At 59.8% G+C, this 20251-nt stretch carries 21 protein-coding genes and 1 pseudogene; 11 read left to right on the top strand and 11 right to left on the bottom strand.

Translation table 11 applies throughout. The features are described 5' to 3' along the window. Positions 1-104, top strand: a pseudogene (locus tag ACR1XY_RS22330) (sulfopyruvate decarboxylase subunit beta); the annotation flags it as partial. A 52-nt stretch (positions 105-156) separates the two neighbouring features. Here the strand turns inward: ACR1XY_RS22330 and ACR1XY_RS22335 are convergent. Genes ACR1XY_RS22335 through ACR1XY_RS22350 form a run of 4 tightly spaced genes read right to left on the bottom strand, consistent with a single transcriptional unit; the run spans position 157 to position 5694 of the window. Further along, complete coding sequence (locus tag ACR1XY_RS22335; RefSeq protein ID WP_480596616.1) at positions 157-897, bottom strand: maleate cis-trans isomerase family protein; 741 nt, start codon at positions 895-897, stop codon at positions 157-159. Further along, entirely contained in the window at positions 894-1976 is a 1083-nt protein-coding gene (locus tag ACR1XY_RS22340) for a pyridoxal phosphate-dependent aminotransferase (RefSeq protein ID WP_480596618.1), read from the bottom strand. Before ACR1XY_RS22340 ends, ACR1XY_RS22335 begins: the two co-directional genes overlap by 4 nt. After that, positions 1973-3622, bottom strand: a complete 1650-nt coding sequence (locus ACR1XY_RS22345) for a hydantoinase B/oxoprolinase family protein (RefSeq protein ID WP_480596620.1) — start codon at positions 3620-3622, stop codon at positions 1973-1975. Before ACR1XY_RS22345 ends, ACR1XY_RS22340 begins: the two co-directional genes overlap by 4 nt. Beyond that, positions 3619-5694, bottom strand: a complete 2076-nt coding sequence (locus ACR1XY_RS22350) for a hydantoinase/oxoprolinase family protein (RefSeq protein WP_480596622.1) — start codon at positions 5692-5694, stop codon at positions 3619-3621. Before ACR1XY_RS22350 ends, ACR1XY_RS22345 begins: the two co-directional genes overlap by 4 nt. A 707-nt stretch (positions 5695-6401) precedes the next feature. Here ACR1XY_RS22350 and ACR1XY_RS22355 point away from each other — a divergent pair. The 9 genes from ACR1XY_RS22355 (at position 6402) to ACR1XY_RS22395 (ending at position 12182) form a co-directional block, all read left to right on the top strand. Further along, positions 6402-6578 carry a hypothetical protein gene (locus tag ACR1XY_RS22355; RefSeq protein WP_480596666.1) on the top strand — a complete coding sequence of 59 codons (177 nt, stop codon included), beginning with the start codon at positions 6402-6404 and terminating at the stop codon, positions 6576-6578. Between the two features lie 27 nt (positions 6579-6605). Beyond that, positions 6606-6815, top strand: coding sequence for a hypothetical protein (locus tag ACR1XY_RS22360; RefSeq protein WP_480596668.1), 210 nt, complete (start codon positions 6606-6608; stop codon positions 6813-6815). Then, positions 6797-7195 (top strand): cytochrome c peroxidase, encoded by a 399-nt coding sequence (locus tag ACR1XY_RS22365; RefSeq protein WP_480596624.1) that lies wholly within the window; start codon positions 6797-6799, stop codon positions 7193-7195. Before ACR1XY_RS22360 ends, ACR1XY_RS22365 begins: the two co-directional genes overlap by 19 nt. After that, positions 7161-7313 carry a hypothetical protein gene (locus tag ACR1XY_RS22370; protein WP_480596626.1) on the top strand — a complete coding sequence of 51 codons (153 nt, stop codon included), beginning with the start codon at positions 7161-7163 and terminating at the stop codon, positions 7311-7313. Before ACR1XY_RS22365 ends, ACR1XY_RS22370 begins: the two co-directional genes overlap by 35 nt. Positions 7314-7670: 357 nt before the next feature. Next, positions 7671-8801 carry an ABC transporter substrate-binding protein gene (locus tag ACR1XY_RS22375; RefSeq protein ID WP_480596628.1) on the top strand — a complete coding sequence of 377 codons (1131 nt, stop codon included), beginning with the start codon at positions 7671-7673 and terminating at the stop codon, positions 8799-8801. Positions 8802-8853: 52 nt separating this feature from the next. Then, the gene (locus ACR1XY_RS22380; protein WP_480596630.1) at positions 8854-9774 is read left to right on the top strand and encodes a branched-chain amino acid ABC transporter permease; all 921 of its coding nucleotides are present in this window, start codon (positions 8854-8856) and stop codon (positions 9772-9774) included. Beyond that, on the top strand, positions 9771-10757 hold the full coding sequence (locus tag ACR1XY_RS22385) for a branched-chain amino acid ABC transporter permease (protein WP_480596632.1): 987 nt from the start codon (positions 9771-9773) through the stop codon (positions 10755-10757). The genes ACR1XY_RS22380 and ACR1XY_RS22385 overlap by 4 nt, the downstream gene beginning before the upstream one ends. Beyond that, positions 10750-11499, top strand: a complete 750-nt coding sequence (locus tag ACR1XY_RS22390) for an ABC transporter ATP-binding protein (RefSeq protein WP_480596634.1) — start codon at positions 10750-10752, stop codon at positions 11497-11499. The genes ACR1XY_RS22385 and ACR1XY_RS22390 overlap by 8 nt, the downstream gene beginning before the upstream one ends. After that, entirely contained in the window at positions 11496-12182 is a 687-nt protein-coding gene (locus ACR1XY_RS22395) for an ABC transporter ATP-binding protein (RefSeq protein WP_480596636.1), read from the top strand. The genes ACR1XY_RS22390 and ACR1XY_RS22395 overlap by 4 nt, the downstream gene beginning before the upstream one ends. Before the next feature lie 20 nt (positions 12183-12202). On the opposite strand, the gene ACR1XY_RS22400 is transcribed toward ACR1XY_RS22395, so the two are convergent. The 7 genes from ACR1XY_RS22400 to ACR1XY_RS22430 form a co-directional block, all read right to left on the bottom strand. Beyond that, complete coding sequence (locus tag ACR1XY_RS22400; protein ID WP_480596638.1) at positions 12203-12952, bottom strand: porin family protein; 750 nt, start codon at positions 12950-12952, stop codon at positions 12203-12205. A 48-nt stretch (positions 12953-13000) separates the two neighbouring features. Beyond that, positions 13001-14245, bottom strand: a complete 1245-nt coding sequence (locus ACR1XY_RS22405) for a DUF3179 domain-containing (seleno)protein (protein ID WP_480596640.1) — start codon at positions 14243-14245, stop codon at positions 13001-13003. 21 nt (positions 14246-14266) lie between these two features. Next, on the bottom strand, positions 14267-15934 hold the full coding sequence (locus ACR1XY_RS22410; protein WP_480596641.1) for a sulfatase-like hydrolase/transferase: 1668 nt from the start codon (positions 15932-15934) through the stop codon (positions 14267-14269). A gap of 197 nt (positions 15935-16131) precedes the next feature. Next, a complete protein-coding gene (sstT, locus tag ACR1XY_RS22415; protein WP_480596643.1) occupies positions 16132-17361 on the bottom strand; it encodes a serine/threonine transporter SstT in 1230 nt (409 codons plus the stop codon). Positions 17362-17511: 150 nt separating this feature from the next. Then, positions 17512-18030, bottom strand: coding sequence for a hypothetical protein (locus tag ACR1XY_RS22420; RefSeq protein ID WP_480596645.1), 519 nt, complete (start codon positions 18028-18030; stop codon positions 17512-17514). A 38-nt stretch (positions 18031-18068) separates the two neighbouring features. Then, positions 18069-18536 (bottom strand): isochorismatase family protein, encoded by a 468-nt coding sequence (locus ACR1XY_RS22425; RefSeq protein ID WP_480596647.1) that lies wholly within the window; start codon positions 18534-18536, stop codon positions 18069-18071. Positions 18537-18555: 19 nt separating this feature from the next. Continuing rightward, positions 18556-18969 carry a VOC family protein gene (locus ACR1XY_RS22430; RefSeq protein WP_480596649.1) on the bottom strand — a complete coding sequence of 138 codons (414 nt, stop codon included), beginning with the start codon at positions 18967-18969 and terminating at the stop codon, positions 18556-18558. Between the two features lie 181 nt (positions 18970-19150). Here ACR1XY_RS22430 and ACR1XY_RS22435 point away from each other — a divergent pair, with 181 nt between their 5' ends. Beyond that, a complete protein-coding gene (locus ACR1XY_RS22435) occupies positions 19151-20248 on the top strand; it encodes an efflux RND transporter periplasmic adaptor subunit (protein ID WP_480596651.1) in 1098 nt (365 codons plus the stop codon). Positions 20249-20251 lie beyond the last annotated feature (3 nt).

Below are 20251 nucleotides of genomic sequence, written 5' to 3' on the forward strand. Positions count from 1 at the left end.
CCATCATCGTCAGCAAGTGCGAAAGCGGCAACGCCAAGATGCCGGTGATCACCATGGATCCGGTCGTGATCCGCGACCGGTTCATGAAGGCGGTTCAGGCGTGATGAATCCAAGGCGCGGGTAAAGAGTACGAAATCCGCGCCTTGTACGGAGATCTTACCTCTCACACTCCAGAAGCTGGCCGAACCCGCTGACGGGTTCTTTGATGTCCAAAAGTTGCAGCGCCTGAAACAGCATCGCCTGATTTGAGCTGATTACCGGCTTACCGACCGCGTCCTCCAAGCGGGCCAGAGTTTCAACGCTGCGCATGTCAGTACATGACAAAACCAGTGCGTCGGCCTGAGGGTGGTCCGCCGCGCGGCCAAGTTCAAAAACGGCCTCTGGGTTCAGCGCGCCCTGACCTTCGTTGTCCAGCGCCTCGGTCACCTCGGAACGCTGGATGGTCTCAAACCCCAACTTGGCAAGAAAGCCAATCGCCATATCATTGATCGCCGGAACGTAAGGCGAGGCAAACCCGATGCGGTGGGCGCCGAGCGTGGTCAGAGCATGAACCAATGCCCCGGCCGCAGTAATCGTTTCGGCACCGCTCCCGGCACTTATCCGGCTGGCCAGTTCGCGGTCAAACTCCGGTCCGTGGGTCAGGGTGGCCGAGGTGCACCCATAGAAGACTACATCCGGCTTTACCCCCATCAGCAAACGCAGCGGTTCGTTCAGGTCGGTGGCCCCCAGATCGTGCATCTGGGCTTCGTCGGGGATTTCATCCTCGTCGTACCCCCCCATCCGGGCTACGTGTAGTGAAATCCCCGTTGGCGCCATCAAGGCCAGATCGGGTTCGAGATTAGTGTTGGTGAAGGGGACGAGAACCCCGAACCGTGCGCGACCTCTGGACGTGCTCATACCTGTCCCTCCTGTTTCCATTTCGTCAGGATGTCTATTGCTGTGTTCATTGCGTCCTGTGGGCCGACGGTCATGCGCAGCGTGTGGGGCAACCCTGCGCCACCTTGCGGACGCAGGAAGACGCCTTCGGATCGCAGTTTTTGGTGTGCACTTGCCGCAGCTTTGGAATTGCCCATGTTCACCAGCAGGAAATTGGTGAAACTGGGGTAGGGCGCGAAACCGGCGCCCTTCAGCATGGTCGCGGCCTGATCACGCAATGCGGCAGTGATCGCGCAGGTCTCACGCATATAAGCGTCGTCCCGTGCCGCCGCTGCGGCGGCGATTTGAGCGCTGGCCGAGATGTTGTTCGGGTTCATCACCTTGCGCATTTCTTCGGCAATGTCCGGTGGGAACAACCCCCAGCCGACGCGGAACCCGGCCATGCCGTACGCCTTGGAAAAAGTGCGCAGAATGACCGTGTCGCCTGTGGCCACCATGTCGAAACACCGCTCGCCCAGATGGTCGGAAAACTCGCCATAGGCTTCGTCGATCACCAACAGGATGTCGGGCCGCAACCCTTGTCGGAGTCGGACGAGTTCGGATTTCGGGATGCGCGTGCCGGTCGGGTTGCCCGGGTTAGCGACAAAGACAATGCCGGTATCCGGCTGGACCGCCGCCAGCAAGCTATCGACACTGACAGTGGCATCCGTTTCCCAGGCGGTGTCGAACCGCGCATCGGCCATGCGCGCCGCCGTCTGAAAAAAGGGATAGGCATGGGCCGGGGTCAGCACCGCCCGCTCCGGCCCCGAGAACACGCGGGCAAGGCAACCGATCAGGTCGAGCGAACCGTTGCCGCACAAAATCCCATCTGCATCATTCCCGTGCAAGTTTGCCAGAGCGTGTCGCAGGTCTGTCCAGTCCGGATCGGGGTAGAGCATCGACGTCCCCATAGCCTGCACCGCCGCTTCGATAGCCCTGGGGCTGGGTGGACGCAGGCTTTCATTCTGGGACAGAGAGATAAGGGCTTTGCCCTTTGGCACTGTGAGGTCAGCCAGCGCATAAGGCAACATACGCGCGATGTGCGGGTGCGGTTTAGTCATGTCTGCCTCCGGTATTGGGTCCGGGCTATGTTCTGGCTGATAAGGCCTGCGCGGAGATCGTTCTGCACCGCGTCGTCCAAGCGTTCCTCGGGCCGCCCGAACCCACCGCCGCCGGGCGTTTCGTACAGTAGCGTTTCACCGGCTTTGATCCGAACCTCACCTTTGCCGGGCAGTTGGCGGTTGCCGGGTTGCACGGTGATACGCCCGGGGGCGCCGTCCAACCCGCCGTCACGGCCCTTGGCAGGGTTCTTGATCCGCTCGACCGACAGGAACAGCATCAGGTCCTGATCCCTGGATGCGCTGAGTTCAATTTGCTGCCCCAGACCGCCCCGCAAACGCCCCGCTCCTCCGGAATCCGTCCGCAGCTCGCGGCGATGAAACAGCACCGGCGCGACGGCCTCGGTGGTTTCGACCTGGCTGCCCCAGACACCGCTGGGAAAGGCGGTGGCCGACAGGCCATCCAGCCGGGGACGGGCGCCGGTGCCGCCGTTGAACACAAGCTCCAGCGCAAAGAGGTCATCGCCCCGGTCGACCGCCTCCGGCGCGTGGCGCAGTGGCAGGTCGTACATGCACGAGGAACCTTCGGCCGGGACCTTGTCCGGCAAGGCATGAGACAGGCAGCCGTAGACCAGATCAGGTGTCATCTGTCCCAGCGTGTGTCGCATCGCGACCGGGGCCGGGGGCTGTGCGTTCAGGATACAGCCTGCAGGCGCGGTCACTCGGAACGGGTCGAGCGAGCCTGCATTGTTTGGGATATCCGCTCCGATAATGCAGCGCAGGGCAAAGACCGAATAGGCCGTTGCATAGTTCAGCGGCACGTTTATCCCTTTGCCGACACAGGGCGCGGTGCCTTCGAAATCCAGCAGCAGATGGTTGTCTGCAATGGTGAGGGCAGCGTGCAGGTCGATCTCATCCTCATAGCCATCGACCCGCAGCACATGGTGCCAAGTGCCATTAGGCAGGTCGGCGATGGCCTCAAGGGTACCGCGCCGAGAGGTGTCGATGATGTAATCTGACAGCGCCTGCAGATCGGTTATGCCGAATTCTTGCATCATCTGCACCAGCCGCGTAGACCCGGCCTCACAACAGGCGATCAGGGCATAGATGTCGCCTTCATTGGCGATAGGTTCACGCGAGTTGGCTTTGACGATTTCCAGCAGCAGCGCGTTGACCTCGCCTTGACTGACCAGTTTGCAGGGCGGGATCAGCAGCCCTTCGTCATATATATCCGAGCCCTCGGGTCCCATGCCCAGCCCCCCCAGATCGACCAGATGAGAGGTGCAGGCCGTGTAGCCGATCACCGTGTCCTGAAAAAAAACCGGCATCATCAGCAGAAAGTCATTCAGGTGCCCCGAGGCAATCCACGGATCGTTGGTCAGGTAGATATCTCCGGGCTTCATGTTGCTTTGTACAAAACGCGCACGCAGGGTTTTGACCGCCTCGGCCATGGTGTTGATATGCCCGGGTGTGCCGGTGACGGCTTGTGCCAGCATCCTGCCTTGAGCATCGAAGATCCCGGCCGAGATATCGCCGCATTCGCGCACGATTGGGCTAAAGGCGGCGCGGATCAGCGCCTGTCCCTGTTCCTCGACCACGGCCAGAAGCCGGTTCCACATCACCTGCAGGCGTGTATCTGAATGAATCATGGCTGGACCTCCTCTTGCCGTGTCAGCCAGATATTGCCCTGGCCGTCGATACTGGCACTGAAATCGGCGCTGACGAATGTGGTTGTTTGGGCCTCGACGATCAGCGCCGGGCCGCTGAGGGCTGTGCCGGGCATCAGGTCAGAGCGGCTGAACACGCCCGCCGGGCGCCAGGCGCTGGTGACGTCGCACAGGATTTCACGGTGTTCGATTGCGGTTGCGGTGTGTTCCGCCGGATTGTCAGGATAAGGCTCATGTGCAGGGGCAGGGGATGAGACGGACAGCCCCCAGTTCAGGATTTCGATGGACATGCCGGGAACGATCCGGCTGAACTGTCGGCTGTATTCCGTTTCAAAGGCCTCTCGCAAAGCGATTAGGTCAGAGGCGGCCAAAGCACGGTCGGGCAGGCAGATTTCGATCTCGTGCCCCTGTCCGTGATACCGCATATAAGCGATCCGGCGTTGCAGAAGGGCGCCGTCTGGTGCTCCGGCGCGGACGACTTGTTCCGCTTCGGCCTGCATCGCGTCGAAGAACCGGTTCAGCCCGTCGATATCCAGAGTGTCCAAACGGGCATAGCGTGAACGGATGACCTCATAGGACACAGGCGCGAACAGGAACCCGACCGCCGAGCCCACTCCCGGATCACGCGGGATCAGCACACGCCGCATCTGGGCGCGTCGGGCCACGCGGGTGGCGTGCAGCGGACCGTTGCCTCCAAACGCGATCATCAAACGGTTGCCAAGGTCCTTGCCGGATTCGACTGCGTGCATCCGGCCTGCACTGGCCATGCTCTCGTCGACGATCTCACTGACTGCAAAGGCGGCCTGATCGGGGCCAAGGTTGAGCGGATCGCCTACGTCCTGCGCCATTGCTCGCGTGGCCGCAACCGGGTCGATTTGCAACCGCCCTTCGGCAAAACGTCCGGGTTCGATCAGACCCAGCGTCAGATCGGCATCGGTGACCGTGGGCTTGTCGCCACCCTTGCCAAATGCCGCAGGGCCGGGATCTGATCCCGCGCTGTGCGGACCGACCTGAATGCGGCCTAGCCGGTCGACGCTGGCGATGGAACCACCACCGGCGCCGATCTCGATCATCTCAATCACCGGTATCCGAACCGGCATGCCCGAGCCTTTGATAAAGCGTTCGGCCCGCGAGATTTCGAACTTGCGCGCGGTCTGGGGGCGGTACTCGTCTATCAGGCACAGCTTGGCCGTGGTGCCGCCCATGTCAAAGGACAGGACGTCGGTTTCACCGGTGGCCTCGGCGATGCGGGCGGCTAGAACCGCCCCTCCGGCGGGGCCGGATTCCACCAATCGGATCGGCAGCCGGGCGGCGGTGTCCAGCGTGGTCATGCCGCCACCAGCCGTCATCATCAGGATCGGGCAGGTCAACCCCATCTGCCGAAATCGCGCCGCAAAATCCTGCAGGTATCCGGACATGAGCGGTTGCACATAGGCGTTGGCAATGGTGGTACACAGCCGGTCAAACTCGCGCGCTTCAGGGCTAACCTCGTGGCTGAGAGAGATGACCAGATCGGGCATACGTTGCTCCAGAAGGTCGCGCAGTGCCAGCTCATGCGCAGGGTTTGCATAGGCGTGCAGCAGGCAGATGGCGACAGCCTCAACCCCCAGAACCTTCAACTCATCAACCAAATGGGCAACCCCCGCCACGTCCAGCGGCTCCAACTCATGCCCGTTGGCGTCCATGCGCCCGCCGATGGTCAGCGAATGGGTGCGCGGCACGATCAGGTCGGGTTTGACCAGATCGATGGCATACTGGCTGTAGCGCCGCTCATAGGCGATTTCGAGGATGTCGCGGAAGCCGCGCGTGGTGATCGTGGCCGTGGCGGCCCCGCGACGTTCTATCAGGGCATTGGTGGCCAGCGTGGTACCGTGGATAAAACCTGTCACCTGATGCCAGTTGGCACCGGAGGCCTCAAGCACATGCGTGGCGCCTGCCACTGCGCCAAGGGCGGGGCGGTGTGGAGTGGTGGGAGTTTTGGTGGTTGCCACCACCTGAGATGCGCTGTTCAGCAAGACGGTATCGGTGAACGTACCGCCGATATCGATTGCCATGCGCAATCCAACTGTTTGATTCATAAGGGTATCAGCCTGGAAGGTGGAGAAGACCCGAAAGCGGGTCAGGTGAAAACGGACTGTTCCCCGAAGGTCAGGCGACCAGATCGCACCCGGTTTCGCGACGCATCATTGGTTGTCGAAGGTTGGCTGTCACAGCTTCAGTTCCCTGTCGTCTGACTGCAACGACATTGGGTGAGGAATGGCCCCTCCGTCAACACCTCATTCGAGGGGCGCGCAGGTTTGGTGCAATACCCGCATCATGCCAAGACGTTGAGTGTGGCGCGTCCCACTCTGATATGTTTCGAAATTTCATCACAAGGGGGTAAGTCTTAACGCTCAATTGTTTTAGACAAAGCACTCTGATCGATACGGTCCTGATACTGGCGGGTCTTTCTCCGGCGCTGTAGCGGGATCGCGAGGACAGTCAGCGTATGTGCTTTTGCGCAGCCTTTCGGCGTTGGACACCAGCCACAGCATCGCAATCATCGAACTGGGCCCGGAACCGGACCAGCTCGAACTGGCAGAAGTACATGTTCGCAACTTTCCTGGACGGAACCGGAGGGGATGACGGCGGTTCGGCGGGCGTGTTCGATGCGTAGACCAATGAGGTCGTCAAGATCGTCGACGCGCGCAAAAGTCAGGTGGGTGAGGGTGCGCTGTAAGTCACGTTTCATAATGGCATCTCAGCCCTTGACGACCGTATAGTGGTGACGGCGACGGAGCATCCGGACCTGAACACCGGGGTTGGCATAGTGTTGAAGATCATAGAGATGAACGCTCTGGAACCTATCGAAAACATCACGGTCGGGAAGGAAACGCCGCTGAGCCTCCCGTCTTTTCCGGTCGAGGTACTGTTCGCGCGCCCCGACATGCATCCGTAAATCGAGCCCGCCATTCCGGCCGATACGATGTTTGGTTTCGAGCGGGCCGGATATCGTGGCCGATCCGGGCGCGCACCATGGCTTCGTTTCACCTCGGCCTCTGGTCGTGACCTGATCTCGGTCAATATCAAGGATCGTTACAACAAGGAGATGAAGAATCTTGAAGGTCTGTTCGGCTCGGGCTTTGTCCATCACCATTTATGGTCCGGGGGGGCGTTATGCAGTGGGTGTTTCTGATCCTCGACGTTGCAGGTCTTGCGGTGGCGGGTTGGGTGGTCTTGGATCGCTCGCGCGTCCCGGTGGCAACGCCGATTACCGATGTCTCGGCTCCGTTCGTGTTCGGCCGGTTTGCCGTGTCGGCCGACAATCCACTGACCGAAGAGGCCTTCGCGCGGGGCCGACACCTGTTCTTCGATCCGATCCTGTCGCACAATAGCCAGATATCCTGTTCCAACTGCCACTTGTGGCCAATGGTTCAACCGCGGTGCGACGAGATTTGGATCTCAACAGTCAGATGGCGTGGAATTGGGAGGTTGAGTACAAATTCGTGGCCGTGGAAGGGCTACAATAAAGGGGAACGACGTGTTGCCGCTGGTTTACCATCTGGGGTTTTCTGAAAACGTCCGCGAAGTCGAATTCCTGTTGCCGCCGGGTGATTTCTCGGCTGGAGACTACAAAGTGCACCTTATCGTCGATCTGGCGAAGTTCTTCGACGGGACGGAACGGAGCGACTAGCAGGCTTTGGCGCCGGTCATATCCAACGGAACGGATGCCGAAATGCTGGCCGACAATTACGCGATTATGATCACTCTGACGTTCTCAGGTCGGTCATATTTTCGGGTAGATTTTCTGTCGGATCCGTCCCTGCGCCCTGAGTTTCCCGCACTCGATCCGGGTCTGCGCTGCGCTGCACAAGATAGTTTCCTTAGAATTTAGCGGTCCAGTTTGAAAACGCCCTCGACGGAGTGGGCGTGATCGGTGATTGTTTGGATGATTGGCAGAGTGAAAAAAACCACGCTGTCAGAGGTATAGACGGAAGGCTGTGAAGGCTGACATAAGTTGCGTCGAAAAGACCAGCGAAGGGAGATGAAGATGAAAAAATTTCTAGCGGCCGCTGCGGTTTCTGCTTTGTGCGCAACCGGCGCGCTGGCCGAGGTTAAGGTCGGAATGATCACCACGTTGTCCGGCGGCGGTGCAGGGTTGGGCATTGACGTGCGCGACGGATTCATGCTGGCCATCGCGCAATCAGGGCGTGACGACATTGAGGTCGTGATCGAGGACGATCAGCGCAAACCGGACATCGCCGTGCAATTGTCCGACAAGATGATCCAGTCCGAACGGGTCGACGTGATGACCGGCATCATCTGGTCCAACCTCGCCATGGCGGTTGTGCCTGCGGCAGTGAACCAGAACGTGTTCTATCTGTCCCCAAATGCGGGGCCATCACCGCTTGCCGGAAAAGGCTGCCACCAGAACTACTTCAACGTCGCTTGGCAGAACGACAACCTGCACGAGGCCGCCGGGGCCTATGCCAACGGCGTCGGTTACAAGAACAGCTTTATTCTGGCCCCGAATTACCCGGCGGGTGTAGATGCGCTGACCGGCTACAAACGGTTCTTCGAGGGTGATCTGGCCGGTGAGGTCTATACCGAGTTGGGGCAGACCGATTACGCCGCCGAGATCGCGCAGATCCGCGCCAGCGATGCGGATAGCGTGTTCTTCTTCCTGCCCGGTGGTATGGGGATTTCTTTCCTGAAGCAATATGCCGACAGCGGCATCGACAAGCCTGTGGTTGGCCCAGCCTTTAGCTTTGATCAGGGTATCCTGCAAGCGGTCGGCGATGCGGCGATTGGTGTTGTGAACACCTCGCAATGGAACAAGGACATCGACAATCCGACCAATGCTGCCTTTGTCGAGAGTTTTCAGGCGGAATACGGACGTCTGCCCTCTCTTTATGCCAGCCAGGGGTTTGATACCGCCAACCTGCTGCTGTCCGCGCTGGACAAGGCTGATCCGTCGGATGCGGACGCCTTCCGCGAAGCCCTGCGCGCGGCCGAGTTCGACAGCACCCGTGGCGATTTCAGCTTTGGTCCGAACCACCACCCGGTTCAGACCATCTATGCGCGTGAAGTGATCAAGGAAGGTGACGTGTTCACCAACAAGATCCTTGGCGTTGCGCTGGAAAACCACTCTGACGCCTATGCGGCCGAGTGCAAAATGTAATTGACCATCTGCCCGCCCCCGGTCGCGGGACGGGCAGACCACCGGAGTTTCCATGTCCTCGATCCTGATTATCGAGCAGATCCTCAACGGGCTGCAGTTCGGCGTCATGCTGTTCCTGATGGCGGCTGGCCTGACGCTGATTTTCGGCGTGATGGGGCTGATTAATCTGGCCCATGGTTCACTTTACATGGTCGGGGCCTTTGCCGCCGCTGCCGTGGCGGGGGCCACAGGGTCTTTCCTGTTGGCGTTGGTTGCCGCACTGGCCGCGGCGGCGCTGGCCGGGGCGGTTGTCGAGATGGTGGTGATCCGGCGATTGTATAAAGCCCCACATTTGGATCAGGTGCTGGCAACATTTGCCCTGATCCTGATCTTTTCTGAAGGAACACGCTGGGTCTTTGGTTCCTTTCCGCTGTTTCTGGACATTCCCGATGCGCTGTCGGGGCCGGTTACGCTGCCAGGTGGGATCGAATACCCGCTGTATCGCCTGACCCTGATCGGCATCGGGCTGGCCGTCGCCGTGGGTCTTTGGGTGATGATCGAACGCACCCGGCTGGGCATCCAGATCCGCGCCGGAGAGAATGACCGCGAGATGATCGCGGCGCTGGGCGTCGATATCTCGAAGCTCTACACACTGGTCTTTGCGCTGGGCGCGGCCCTGGCCGGGCTGGCGGGCGCCTTGGTCGGCGCGATCCAGTCGGTGCAGGTAGGAATGGGCGAGCCGGTGCTGATCCTCGCATTCGTAGTCATCGTTATCGGCGGTATCGGCTCGGTGCGCGGCGCGTTCATCGGCGCGCTGCTGGTCGGTTTGACGGATACGCTGGGCGGAGTGTTCCTGCCCGAGATGTTCAAGCTGTTCATGGACAACGGCGCGGCGCAAAAGACCGGCTCGGCGCTGGCCTCAATGGGCATCTACGTGCTGATGGGGCTGGTGTTGGTCTGGCGGCCCACCGGCCTGTTCGGAGCACGCGTATGAGGTTGAACGAAAGGTACCTCAACGCGCTGGTAATCGCGGGTCTGCTGGTGTTGCCGCTTTGGGCGTTTTTGGCGGATCAACCGTTCACGATCACGCTGGTGACACGGGCGGTTATCCTTGCGCTGGCGGCGGTGGGGCTGAACATCGTCCTGGGGATCGGAGGTATGGTCAGTTTTGGCCACGCCGTCTTCTTCGGGATCGGAGGCTATGCGATGGGCATCCTCGCCTATCACGCGCAGACCTATACCGCGCTTGATCTGGGGCTGTTCACCACCGATGGCACCAAGTCCATGCCGGTGATCTGGCTTGTGGCCATGATCCTGTCGGCGCTGGTGGCGTTCTTCATCGGATTGCTGTCATTGCGGACGTCCGGCGTATATTTCATCATGATCACGCTCGCCTTTGGTCAGATGTTCTTCTACTTCGCGATTTCCTGGGCGCAGTACGGCGGTGAAGACGGGCTGTCGATCTATGTCCGCAACGGTTTTCCCGGCCTGAACACGCTGGTGCCGATCCAGTTTTACGCCGTCTGTTTCACGCTGCTCTGCGTGGTGCTGTTTCTGTTTGCGCGGTTGCAGGCCTCGCCCTTCGGTCTGGCGCTGAACGCTGCACGTCAGGCTTCGGTACGGGTTGAAACCGTGGGGTTGAACCCGATGCGGTTGAAGCTGTTGGCTTTTGTAATCTCGGGCGCGATCACCGGGTTGGCGGGGGCCCTGTTTGCGGATCTGAACCGCTTTGTCTCACCCTCGATGTTCAGCTGGCAACTGTCCGGAGAATTGATCGTACTGATCATCATTGGCGGAGTAGGGCGACTGATGGGGCCGGTCATCGGGGCCTGTGTTTTTGTTGCGTTGGAGCATTTCCTCGGAGAACTCACCGATTTCTGGCATGTCTATCTGGGCGTCGCCCTGCTGTGCATCGTGCTGTTTGCCCGCGGCGGCCTTATCGGCCTGCTGACAGGGAAAGAGGGCGCGCATGTCTGATCCCGTTCTCGCCACGCTGAACCTGAACAAAAGCTTTGGGGCGCTCAAGGCGACTGACGACGTGTCCATTGATCTCAAGCCTGGAGAAATCCACGCCATCATCGGCCCGAACGGTGCAGGTAAGTCGACGTTGATTCAGCAGATATGCGGTGGATTGCAGCCGGATTCAGGGCAGGTTCTGCTCAACGGTCAGGATGTCTCGGGCTATTCCACACAGGCGCGCGCGCGGGCGGGTCTGGGACGAACGTTTCAGATTTCGCAACTGTGTATGGAAGATACCTTGCTGGAGAACGTGGTGCTGGGTGCGATGGGCGCGGAACGCATGGCGTGGCGGTTCTGGCGGCCCGCGCTAAAGCGACCCGACCTGCGCAACCGGGCCGAAGCTGCGCTGGAACGTGTCGGGCTGAGCGATGAACGCGAAACACGCTGCGCCAATCTCAGCCACGGCCAACGGCGGCAGTTGGAGGTCGCGGTGGCCCTGACACTGTCGCCAAAAGCCTTCGTTATGGATGAGCCAATGGCGGGGCTTGGTGCCGAAGGTTCGAAACGCCTGACTGGGTTTCTGGATGGATTGAAGCAGGAAGCGCCTATTCTGCTGGTGGAACACGATATGGACGCGGTTTTCGCGCTGGCCGACCGGGTCAGCGTTCTGGTTTATGGCAAGGTCATCGCCACCGGTACGGCTGATGAAATCCGAACCAGCCCCGAGGTGCGCGACGCCTACCTGGGGGATGAAGCATGACCCTGTTGCGGCTTGAAAACCTTACCGCTAGTTACGGCGACAGTCAGGCGCTGTTCGGTGTTGATCTGCAGATGGCGCAGGGCGAAGTGACTGCTCTGATGGGTCGCAACGGGATGGGCAAGACAACGACGGTGAAGGCTATTTGCCGGATGATCCGCTCGGAGGGGACGTTGAAACTGGACGGTCAGGACCTGCACGTGCTGCCCAGCCATAAGGTCGCCCGCAAAGGGGTGGGGCTGGTGCCCGAGGGCCGACGCTGTTTTGCCGATCTCACCGTGCGCGAAAACCTGATCGCGGCGGCACGTCCCGGCGACTGGACCCTGCGCCGCGTGACCGAACTGTTCCCGCGGCTGGGAGAGCGGAAGGGCCAGCGCGCCGCTTCACTGTCGGGCGGCGAACAGCAGATGCTGGCGATTGGCCGGGCGCTTATGACCAACCCGCGCTTATTGATATTGGACGAGGCCACCGAGGGCCTTGCCCCGATCGTCCGGCGGGAGATCTGGGCGGCTCTGAACCGCCTGCGGCAAGAGACGAATGTGGCGATCCTGCTGATCGACAAATCTCTGAAGGAACTGGCGGCAGTGTCTGACCGCGCGGTCATTCTTGAACGGGGCTGTACAGTCTGGTCCGGTGCTATGGTGGAACTGACCCCAGAAATCTCCGAGAAATACGTGGGCGTCTGAAGGCGTTGGCCGTGTTAGGTCTAGAACCTGTAGGTGGCGCCAAGCAAAGGCCCGGATTGATCGAATGTGTAGTCGTTGCCGTTAATGTCGTGGTCGAATGAGATATAGCGATATCCACCGCGCAGCAGCCACCTGTCGTTGATCGCGTAGTCGGCCGTCAACAGAACCGACCAGGTCTGGCTGCCGCTGCGGAACCCTCCGTAATCCACATAGGCCGTGCTGGTCCATGAATCGGACAGGGTAAACCGGGCGCGAATACCCACCACCGGGTCGAACCAGCTGGCGTCGGCAGAGGTGGATTGCGAGGGCGCTGCACCCGGGTTCAGGGTGAATTCCGTATCGGTGCTGTACCATCTGAAACCACCCGCCAGATCAACCTTTACGGAAGGATCGTTGCGCACCCGGTAACCCAGCAACGCGGTCAGAAACTGCGTTTTGACCGAAGTTTCCAATTCAGAACCCGCCGGTCCGGGCGCGGTATTGCCGAAGGACAGGTTGGTATAGTTGTAATCGGCCAACACACTCCATTGACCGTTTGTTGCCGCCAGCGCGCCCATGAAGGCAAAGTCCAGATTCTCCAGCGCATCGGAAAAGCTGAGTGTTCCGTCAAGCGTGCCCGAGGGGGTCGCAATGCTGGTCTCGGTCTCAGGCATAAACAGGTAGATCGTGGCTTCGTATGACCAATCGGATTGCTGCGCCGAGGCCATCGTTGCCGCCGAGGCGAGCACGGCCGCCGCCGCGCAGCCGTTCAATTTATGTTTTAGTGTCATTCCGTCCCTCCTTTTTTGGTATCGCCCGTTTTGCCGGGTCGCGCGGGGTCACGCCGCCACGGTATCAGGTGTTTCCGCGCGCGTGCCCACGCGATTGATGTCGGTTTCCGGAAAAAACTCGGACCAGACATGCCAGAAGACGCCGGCGCGCAGGGTCTCGACCCGTTGCAGCTTGCCCTGATCGGACATGCCCCAGAAATCGCAGCGGGTGACGGGATTGCCACTGTCATTGTACCAGACCCCCAGGCTTTCGTATTTCGGGTCCAGGCTGATAACGACATCGCGCCCGCCGACGCTTGCGTTGACGATCCAGTTGTTGTCCACGACGAAATCGTCCGTCCAGCAGGCGGCATCCTTGCCGATGGTGATCCCCCATACATGGGTCTTGTTCGGCAACCGGTCGTCCGAGCGGTCCATGTTGTCCATCACCGGCGCGTCTTCTTGATGCTGGCGGCTGATGCCCCAGCCAAAGGTGATCTCTGTCACCATGTCGAGCAGCCGTAACAGAGGGTTGGGGGAGGGTTTGTTCAGAAATACCTCGCCATCAGGAAATGCCTTTTGGAACCCGCGGAACGTCATCCGGTATGTTGGCCAGGGTTTCATCTGGGCCTCGGGACGTACGGGGCAGGCGGGGCCATCGGCATTCGGGTCGCGGTCGGCCTCGCGGAAGCCATAGATGTGCTGAATCGGCTCGCCGGTTTCATTGTCGCGCAGGATCAGGTTATTGCCATGCTGGGCCAGGACCTCAAGATCCAACCGCTTGCCTTCGACCCGGGGGGCGTAGCCCTGCCCGAGATTGGCCATCGCGCAATAGGTCATGACCACATCTTCGCCGCTCAGCCCGTCCACATCGCCCGCCAGATGCGGTCGCATGATCTGGGCGTCGGGGTGCGCGCGGGCGTGGCCGTTGTTCTCGATTACGATGACCGGCGCGGTGGGGCCGACATGTTTCTGTGCCTCGCTGATGGGAAAGAAGGCCGCGTCATTCATCTGATTGCGCAGACCCAAATGCACCCAGACATAGGGAAACCCGTAAAGAAACAGCACCAACAGCGCAGAGACAATCCACAGCCAGAGCGGCCCGCCACCCAGAATGAAATGCGCCAGAGTCGCGACGGCAAACGCGCCCAACCCGATGCTGATCAGTCGGTATTCGTGCCGGATGAAACGTACCATGTTCTGGCGTTTCACCTTCAGCAACATCTGCGAGATGTCACCCAGATCACGGAAATAGACAAACCCGACCCCAAGCGAGACGATCAAGCCAAGAACGAAGAGAATACTGCCTGCCATGTGCACCTCCTGATCCGGATTCTATTGCTGCGGTGAGGCGCGTTTGGTCATGAACGCTTCGACCGCCTGTTGCGTTTCGGGGCGGATGTTCTCGATCCCCTCATAAGGCACGCCATAGGCGGGCGTGGTGTCGGGAAATTTCTCTTTCCGCGCCATGTGACGCCCGAGGATGCGCACGAATTCCTGCCCGCCCCACGCACCGACTTCGGTGGACACCGAGTATTCCTCGCGCGTGTCGCGATAGAGGTCGAAGAACTTGGCGGCGATAGCGTTCTGTCCCGCAGCGGGTAGTTTCAGCTTCAACTGGTCCTTCACGATCGCTTCGGGTTTGGCGATGGAGTAGACGATCACGTGATCGCGCCGCGCCTTGGATTCATCGGCAAACAGCAGGGCGGCGGATTGATCCACGCCGTCGACCAGCCGGTCGCGCGGGATGTATTGATCCGCCCCGGCAAAGCGCGACAGGGTCGTATACAGGTCCGAGACGTGGATGATGCTGTTCAGCAGCCCGTCGGCCTCGATCATTCCGGGCCAGCGGATAAAGGCATCCACGCGGACGCCGCCCTCGGTCGTGTCGCCTTTGCCCCCCGCATAGATCAGCGGAGTAAACCCGGATTGCGGCGCGTATTTGGTGAAATGTCCGTTGTCGCCCATCACCACGACCACGGTGTTTTCCGCTAGCCCCAGCTCATCCATTCGCGCGAACAGATCGCCCAGCCATTGGTCCAGCAGCTGCATCTTGTCCACATAGAGACCACCATTGGCGCTTTCCGGCCCGTCCCGCCCGGCGCGCGTGTTGTCCAGCGGGATCATCGGCCAGTATTGCAGGAAGAACGGCGCGTCGCCGCTGGCGAGGCGTTCCAGTTCCTCCAGCGTCTTGTCCTGAAAGGCCTGGTTCATCTCGTCATATTTGGCAGCATTCCAGCGCTCGCCGGCTTCCATACGAATCTCGCGGATCGGGCCGCCGGTTTCGCCCTCGATCACGGTCATCATCGCCGCAGAGTCCGGTCGGAACCAGCCGTCCAGAGTGTATTTGTCGTCATAATCCCGGATCGCGACCGTGACCTGTTCCTTGATCGCATCGTCGTTGAAGATGGTCAGCTGACCCTGCTGGTGAATCGCGTGCTGGGCATAGTCAAAGCCCTGATTCATGGCCCAGCTTTCGGCAATGTCGCCCATGTGCCATTTGCCTACATGACTAGTGGCGTATCCGGCCTGTTTCAGTACCTCGGCCAGCGTCACTTCATTCCCCGGCAGGCCAAAGCCTGCAATATCGACGGTGGTGTCCCCCATACCCATCCGCACCGGCAGCCGCCCGGTCATCTGCGCCACACGAGTCGGCGTGCAGGACGGTTCGGTATACATCCGAACCATCCGCATGGCCTGGTCCGAGAAATCATTGATGTTCGGCGTCGCATAGCCCCGTACGGCGTTAAGTTCGGGAATGCCCATGTCGCCGAACCCCATATCGTCAATCAATACGCTGACGATGTTCGGAGGCTTTCCCCCGTTGCTGTCGCGAAACGCGGCCAAAGCCTCATCCACGGCAGTGTCATCCTGCGCCCATTGCTCACCGTGTTGGGCCTGAAGAATGTAAAACTCCGCATCGTGCTGAATGGGGTTTTCCTGTGCCAGGGCCGGTGCAGCGGCAAGACCCGTCGAAAGCGCAATGAGCCAACTTAGATTCACTTCATGTTCCCTCCCCTTGTCAGACGCGCCCTGCCGCCAACACCGCAGGGCGATCTTACATTGAAACATTACGATGTTTGCGCGGAAATTTCTACGGGCCTGCATCTTTGCCGGTTTCAAAACACGTTGTGGGTCAGCGCAGGGCCCACAACCGCGCAGCTAGTGCAAGCGGTTGTGGGAAGGTGGAGAGGGGTCGCCTATGCGGCGACCTCCTCCATCGGCAGTTTGTGGGGGCTCGGGTCGCCGCGCTTGTACGATCCGGCTGCAGTGAACAGCACGTCGGTGGACGAGTTCAGCCCGGTTTCCGCGGAATCCTGCAGGACGCCGATGATAAAGCCGATGCTGACCACCTGCATGGCGGTTGCGTTGTCGATGCCGAACAGGCTGGCCGCCATCGGGATCAACAACAGAGACCCGCCGGCCACACCTGAGGCTCCGGTGGCGGCAATCGATGCGATGACGCTCACGAACAGGGCTGACATGAAATCGACCTGAATGCCCATGGTGTGCACGGTCGCCAGTGTCATCACCGTGATGGTGATCGCGGCACCGGCCATGTTGATCGTGGCGCCGATGGGGATGGTGACCGAATAGGTCTCCTCGTCCAGGTTCATGCGGCGGCACAGTTCCATGTTGACCGGAATGTTGGCGGCCGAACTGCGCATGAAAAACGCGGTGATGCCGGATTCCCTGAGGCAGGTGAAGACCAGCGGATAGGGTTTCTTGCGGATGCGCAGGAACACAATCAGCGGGTTAACGACCAGCGCCATGAAGACCATACAGCCGATCAGAACCAACAGCAGGTGACCATAGCTGGCAAGCGTTTCAAAGCCGGTCTCGGCAATGGTTGAGGCCACGATGCCAAAGATACCGATGGGCGCGATACGGATGATAACAGAAACGATCTTGGTGATAGCACCGTCCAGATCCGACATCAGCGTTTTGGTCGAGTCGCTGGCGTGCCGGAAGACCAGCCCAAGGCCAACAGCCCAGGCGAGAATGCCGATATAATTGGCCTGTGACAGCGCGTTCACCGGGTTGTCCACGATCTTCAGAAGGATGTTTTTCACCACCTCGGCCAGACCGTCCGGGGCGTCCATCAACTCCGGAGTGCCGGTCAAATGCAGAGTGACCGGGAACGTGAAACTGGCCACGACCGCAACCAGCGCAGCTGCAAAAGTACCAAGGATGTATAGCAGAACCACAGGCCCCATGCGGGCTTGACTGTCTTTCTTGTGGTTGGTGATTGCGGCGCAGACCAGGATCAGAACCAGCACCGGCGCGACGGCTTTCAGCGCGTCTACAAAGAAGTCACCCAGCAGACCGACGGCTGAACCGGCGGCAGGCCAGAGGGCGGCGAGAAGGGCACCGGTCACAAGGCCGATGATGATTTGAGTAACCAGGCTACCACGTAGAATTAAATCCATCGGGACCATCCTGTTTGACTGGGGGCCTGCCGGGGAACTGAAGCCTCCCAATCAGGCACGGTTAAGTTGCAAGATTGGGCGCTATATGGGCACTTTGGATCCAATTTGAACATCTGGACTTAACAAATAAGTCCAGATGGGGGTTTTAGCCTAGTGCTCTGCCGTCTCGCACGGTCTGACTTTGGGGGTAACCGTGGACACCCGTTTCAGGCTCCACGTGCAGGTTTGAACAGTCAGGCCAGGAAGGTTTGGCACCTGATCCGAGGCCCAAACGCTGGTGACCGAAAAACTGAAAGGTGTATCCGTGGCGGCGGGGAACAGCCGGGCGAGTTCCTTCGAGGGAAACGTACCGCCGCAAGACTCGAAATACCCGCTGACCAAACTGCCATCAGGTGCCAGAGCAACCGAACCGGTATAGAGTGAATACTCCGCCCCGAGCTCTTGTTTGTCGGTATAAAGCAGGTCGATCGAGATACGATCCCCGTCTTGAACAATTCCGGCGCGCATCGGGTCGGACCAGCTTGACGGCACTCCGCCGGTGGTGCTGTCGCAGGCGTAGAGGCCTTCATACTGGCCAGTCAGTGAAAAGCTATCTGCATGTGCTGGTGAAAAACTACCGGCCACAACAAGGGCGATGGCCGTTACTTCAAGAATGTATTTCGAGGTCATTATGGGCTTCCTCTCCTTTGCGGACAGGGACTGCGCCGTCACAGAATATCCGAGTGCTTCTCAATCACCTGGCCAAAATGATGCCGCCAGAGGTCCACGCCCAACGTACCGCTGCGATCCAGCGAAGACCCGACGACCGTATCCGCAATTATGGTCGGTAGCAGGCCCGCGTCAAACAGGGTGAATCCTGCGGCGAGAACACAGGTGTCGGCCTGAATACCGCAGACCAGAACGCGGTCGACCTTCCAGTTGTGAAACTGGTCGATCACCTCTGGCGGCGGGCCGTAGCCGTATTTCAGGATGGTACGATCCGCCCGAACAAGGCTGTCATCGACCGAACGGGGCTTCCATCCGAGTTGCCGGAAGAAGGGTACTTTTGACTCGTCATTGCTTTCGACCGTGGCGATGGACGGGAAATGCGACGCCAACAACTGGCTACGCTCGACCAGCCAATCCGGCGGGTCAAAGCTGGGTTGAACATCGACGATCAGTACGGCCTGTTTCAATGCGTGCCTCCGACGTTACTTACACCGCCTGATGGACCTCGATGATATTGCCTTCGGGGTCGTGAAAGAAAAGCTGATGCCATTCTTTCGCGAAGGCGGTGCCATAGTCCGAATAGGGAATGCCGTTGTCGTCCAGCAGTTTCTTGAACGCCTCGATATCGTCGGTGCGAAAGGCGATATGGCCACGCTCGACCGGGTTGATCGCCTCGCCATGTTTAAACGCGACGTCGAGGTTTCTTTCAGCCAGGTGCATCTGCATCCCGCCATCGGTCGCAAACCGGATCTTGCCGCTGTAGCCCTTGTCTTCGGTTGCATCGGGGCGGGGGAAATTCTCGATCGGGATATCGTCCAGCCCAAGGACCTGCGTGTAGAACCGGTGCAACCGGTCGACATCATCGGACACAAAGTTGATGTGGTGGAATTCGAGTTTCATGCAGGCCGGGCCTTTTGGTTGGTGCGCGGTGCCAGAAAATCCCAAGAACGGGGGGCTGGCAAGCCCTGCGTCAAAGGGATTGATATGGTTGAGAAATGCGCAGGTGAATGAGCCCAGAAAACCGTTGCGCCAATGCGGGGATGTGGGGATAGTTAAGGAATTACAAACTCCCGAGGGTCTCATGAAACCTTCTGCTCTGTTTGTTTGCGCATTGATCCCCCTGTTTCTGCCGCACCCGGCAGCGGCCCAGTCTGACGCGCCGCCCAGCGTGATGGTCGCGTTGGTGACGATGGAAAACCTGCAGAAACAGGACCGGTTCGTTGGTCGGGTTGTAGCGGATCAAAGCGTGGACCTGCAGGCCCGGGTCGAAGGGTTTCTGGAAAAGGTCAACTTTACCGAAGGTGGAACGGTTGCCAAAGGGGATGTGCTGTTTCGGATCGAACAGAAGAAGTACGCTGCCAGCATGGACAGCGCTCAGGCTGCACTGAAAAGCGCGCAGGCCAGCGCGCGGTTGGACAAAGCAGCGTTAGACCGTCAGCAGGAGTTGTTCGACAAGGGTGATATTCCGCAGGCTGTTCTGGATACGGCCTTGGCGACCTATGCTGCGAGTCAGGCGGCAGTGGATGAAGCACAAGCCGATTTGAAGATTGCCCAGATTGATCTGGACTATACAGAAATCCTCAGCCCGCTTGACGGACGTATCGGGTTGTCGGCAGTGGATGCGGGTAATCTGGTCAGCTCGGATACCGGCGTTCTGGCAACCGTCACCAGCGTTGATCCGATACTGGTCAGCTTTTACGTCAGCGAACCGGTTCTGCTGCAAGAACGCCGCAAAGGGCGGATCACGCCGGGTGACATCAAGCTGACCACGGACATCGAACTGGCCGACGGCGAGACCTATCCCACCCCGGGCAAGGTGATCTTTGTCGGCGACAGCGTCAGTCAGGACACCGACACGATCGAACTGCGCGCCAGCTTCGCCAACCCTGATGGGGTGCTGATCCCCGGCCAGTTTGTGACCGTCAGCCTGACCGGGTCCGAAGACCCCAAGGTGCTGACCGTGCCGCGCAACGCGGTGCAGTTCGATAAACAGGGATATTTCGTTTTCTCGGTCGATGGGGACAGCAAGGTTCACCGGCAGAATATTGAGATTGGCACCCAGACCGCGACCCGTACGCAAGTCACATCCGGGTTGTCCGAGGGCGACCGCGTGGTGGTGCAGGGGCTTCAAAAAATACATGACGGGCTGGTCGTGAAAGCGGTCGACAGTCAGGGGTAGGGC

It is taken from the genome of Ruegeria sp. AD11(2025) (assembly GCF_056542405.1).

Bases quoted from the DNA above. Each gene is read 5' to 3' on its own strand.
- ACR1XY_RS22405 (WP_480596640.1), bottom strand. From the start codon at position 14,245: ATGGCAGGCAGTATTCTCTTCGTTCTTGGCTTGATCGTCTCGCTTGGG.
- ACR1XY_RS22435 (WP_480596651.1), top strand. From the start codon at position 19,151: ATGAAACCTTCTGCTCTGTTTGTTTGCGCATTGATCCCCCTGTTTCTG.
- ACR1XY_RS22335 (WP_480596616.1), bottom strand. From the start codon at position 897: ATGAGCACGTCCAGAGGTCGCGCACGGTTCGGGGTTCTCGTCCCCTTC.
- ACR1XY_RS22375 (WP_480596628.1), top strand. From the start codon at position 7,671: ATGAAAAAATTTCTAGCGGCCGCTGCGGTTTCTGCTTTGTGCGCAACC.
- ACR1XY_RS22400 (WP_480596638.1), bottom strand. From the start codon at position 12,952: ATGACACTAAAACATAAATTGAACGGCTGCGCGGCGGCGGCCGTGCTC.
- ACR1XY_RS22365 (WP_480596624.1), top strand. From the start codon at position 6,797: ATGCAGTGGGTGTTTCTGATCCTCGACGTTGCAGGTCTTGCGGTGGCG.
- ACR1XY_RS22390 (WP_480596634.1), top strand. From the start codon at position 10,750: ATGTCTGATCCCGTTCTCGCCACGCTGAACCTGAACAAAAGCTTTGGG.
- ACR1XY_RS22395 (WP_480596636.1), top strand. From the start codon at position 11,496: ATGACCCTGTTGCGGCTTGAAAACCTTACCGCTAGTTACGGCGACAGT.
- ACR1XY_RS22345 (WP_480596620.1), bottom strand. From the start codon at position 3,622: ATGATTCATTCAGATACACGCCTGCAGGTGATGTGGAACCGGCTTCTG.
- ACR1XY_RS22385 (WP_480596632.1), top strand. From the start codon at position 9,771: ATGAGGTTGAACGAAAGGTACCTCAACGCGCTGGTAATCGCGGGTCTG.
- sstT (WP_480596643.1), bottom strand. From the start codon at position 17,361: ATGGATTTAATTCTACGTGGTAGCCTGGTTACTCAAATCATCATCGGC.
- ACR1XY_RS22350 (WP_480596622.1), bottom strand. From the start codon at position 5,694: ATGGCAATCGATATCGGCGGTACGTTCACCGATACCGTCTTGCTGAAC.
- ACR1XY_RS22430 (WP_480596649.1), bottom strand. From the start codon at position 18,969: ATGAAACTCGAATTCCACCACATCAACTTTGTGTCCGATGATGTCGAC.
- ACR1XY_RS22340 (WP_480596618.1), bottom strand. From the start codon at position 1,976: ATGACTAAACCGCACCCGCACATCGCGCGTATGTTGCCTTATGCGCTG.
- ACR1XY_RS22380 (WP_480596630.1), top strand. From the start codon at position 8,854: ATGTCCTCGATCCTGATTATCGAGCAGATCCTCAACGGGCTGCAGTTC.
- ACR1XY_RS22420 (WP_480596645.1), bottom strand. From the start codon at position 18,030: ATGACCTCGAAATACATTCTTGAAGTAACGGCCATCGCCCTTGTTGTG.
- ACR1XY_RS22360 (WP_480596668.1), top strand. From the start codon at position 6,606: ATGTTTGGTTTCGAGCGGGCCGGATATCGTGGCCGATCCGGGCGCGCA.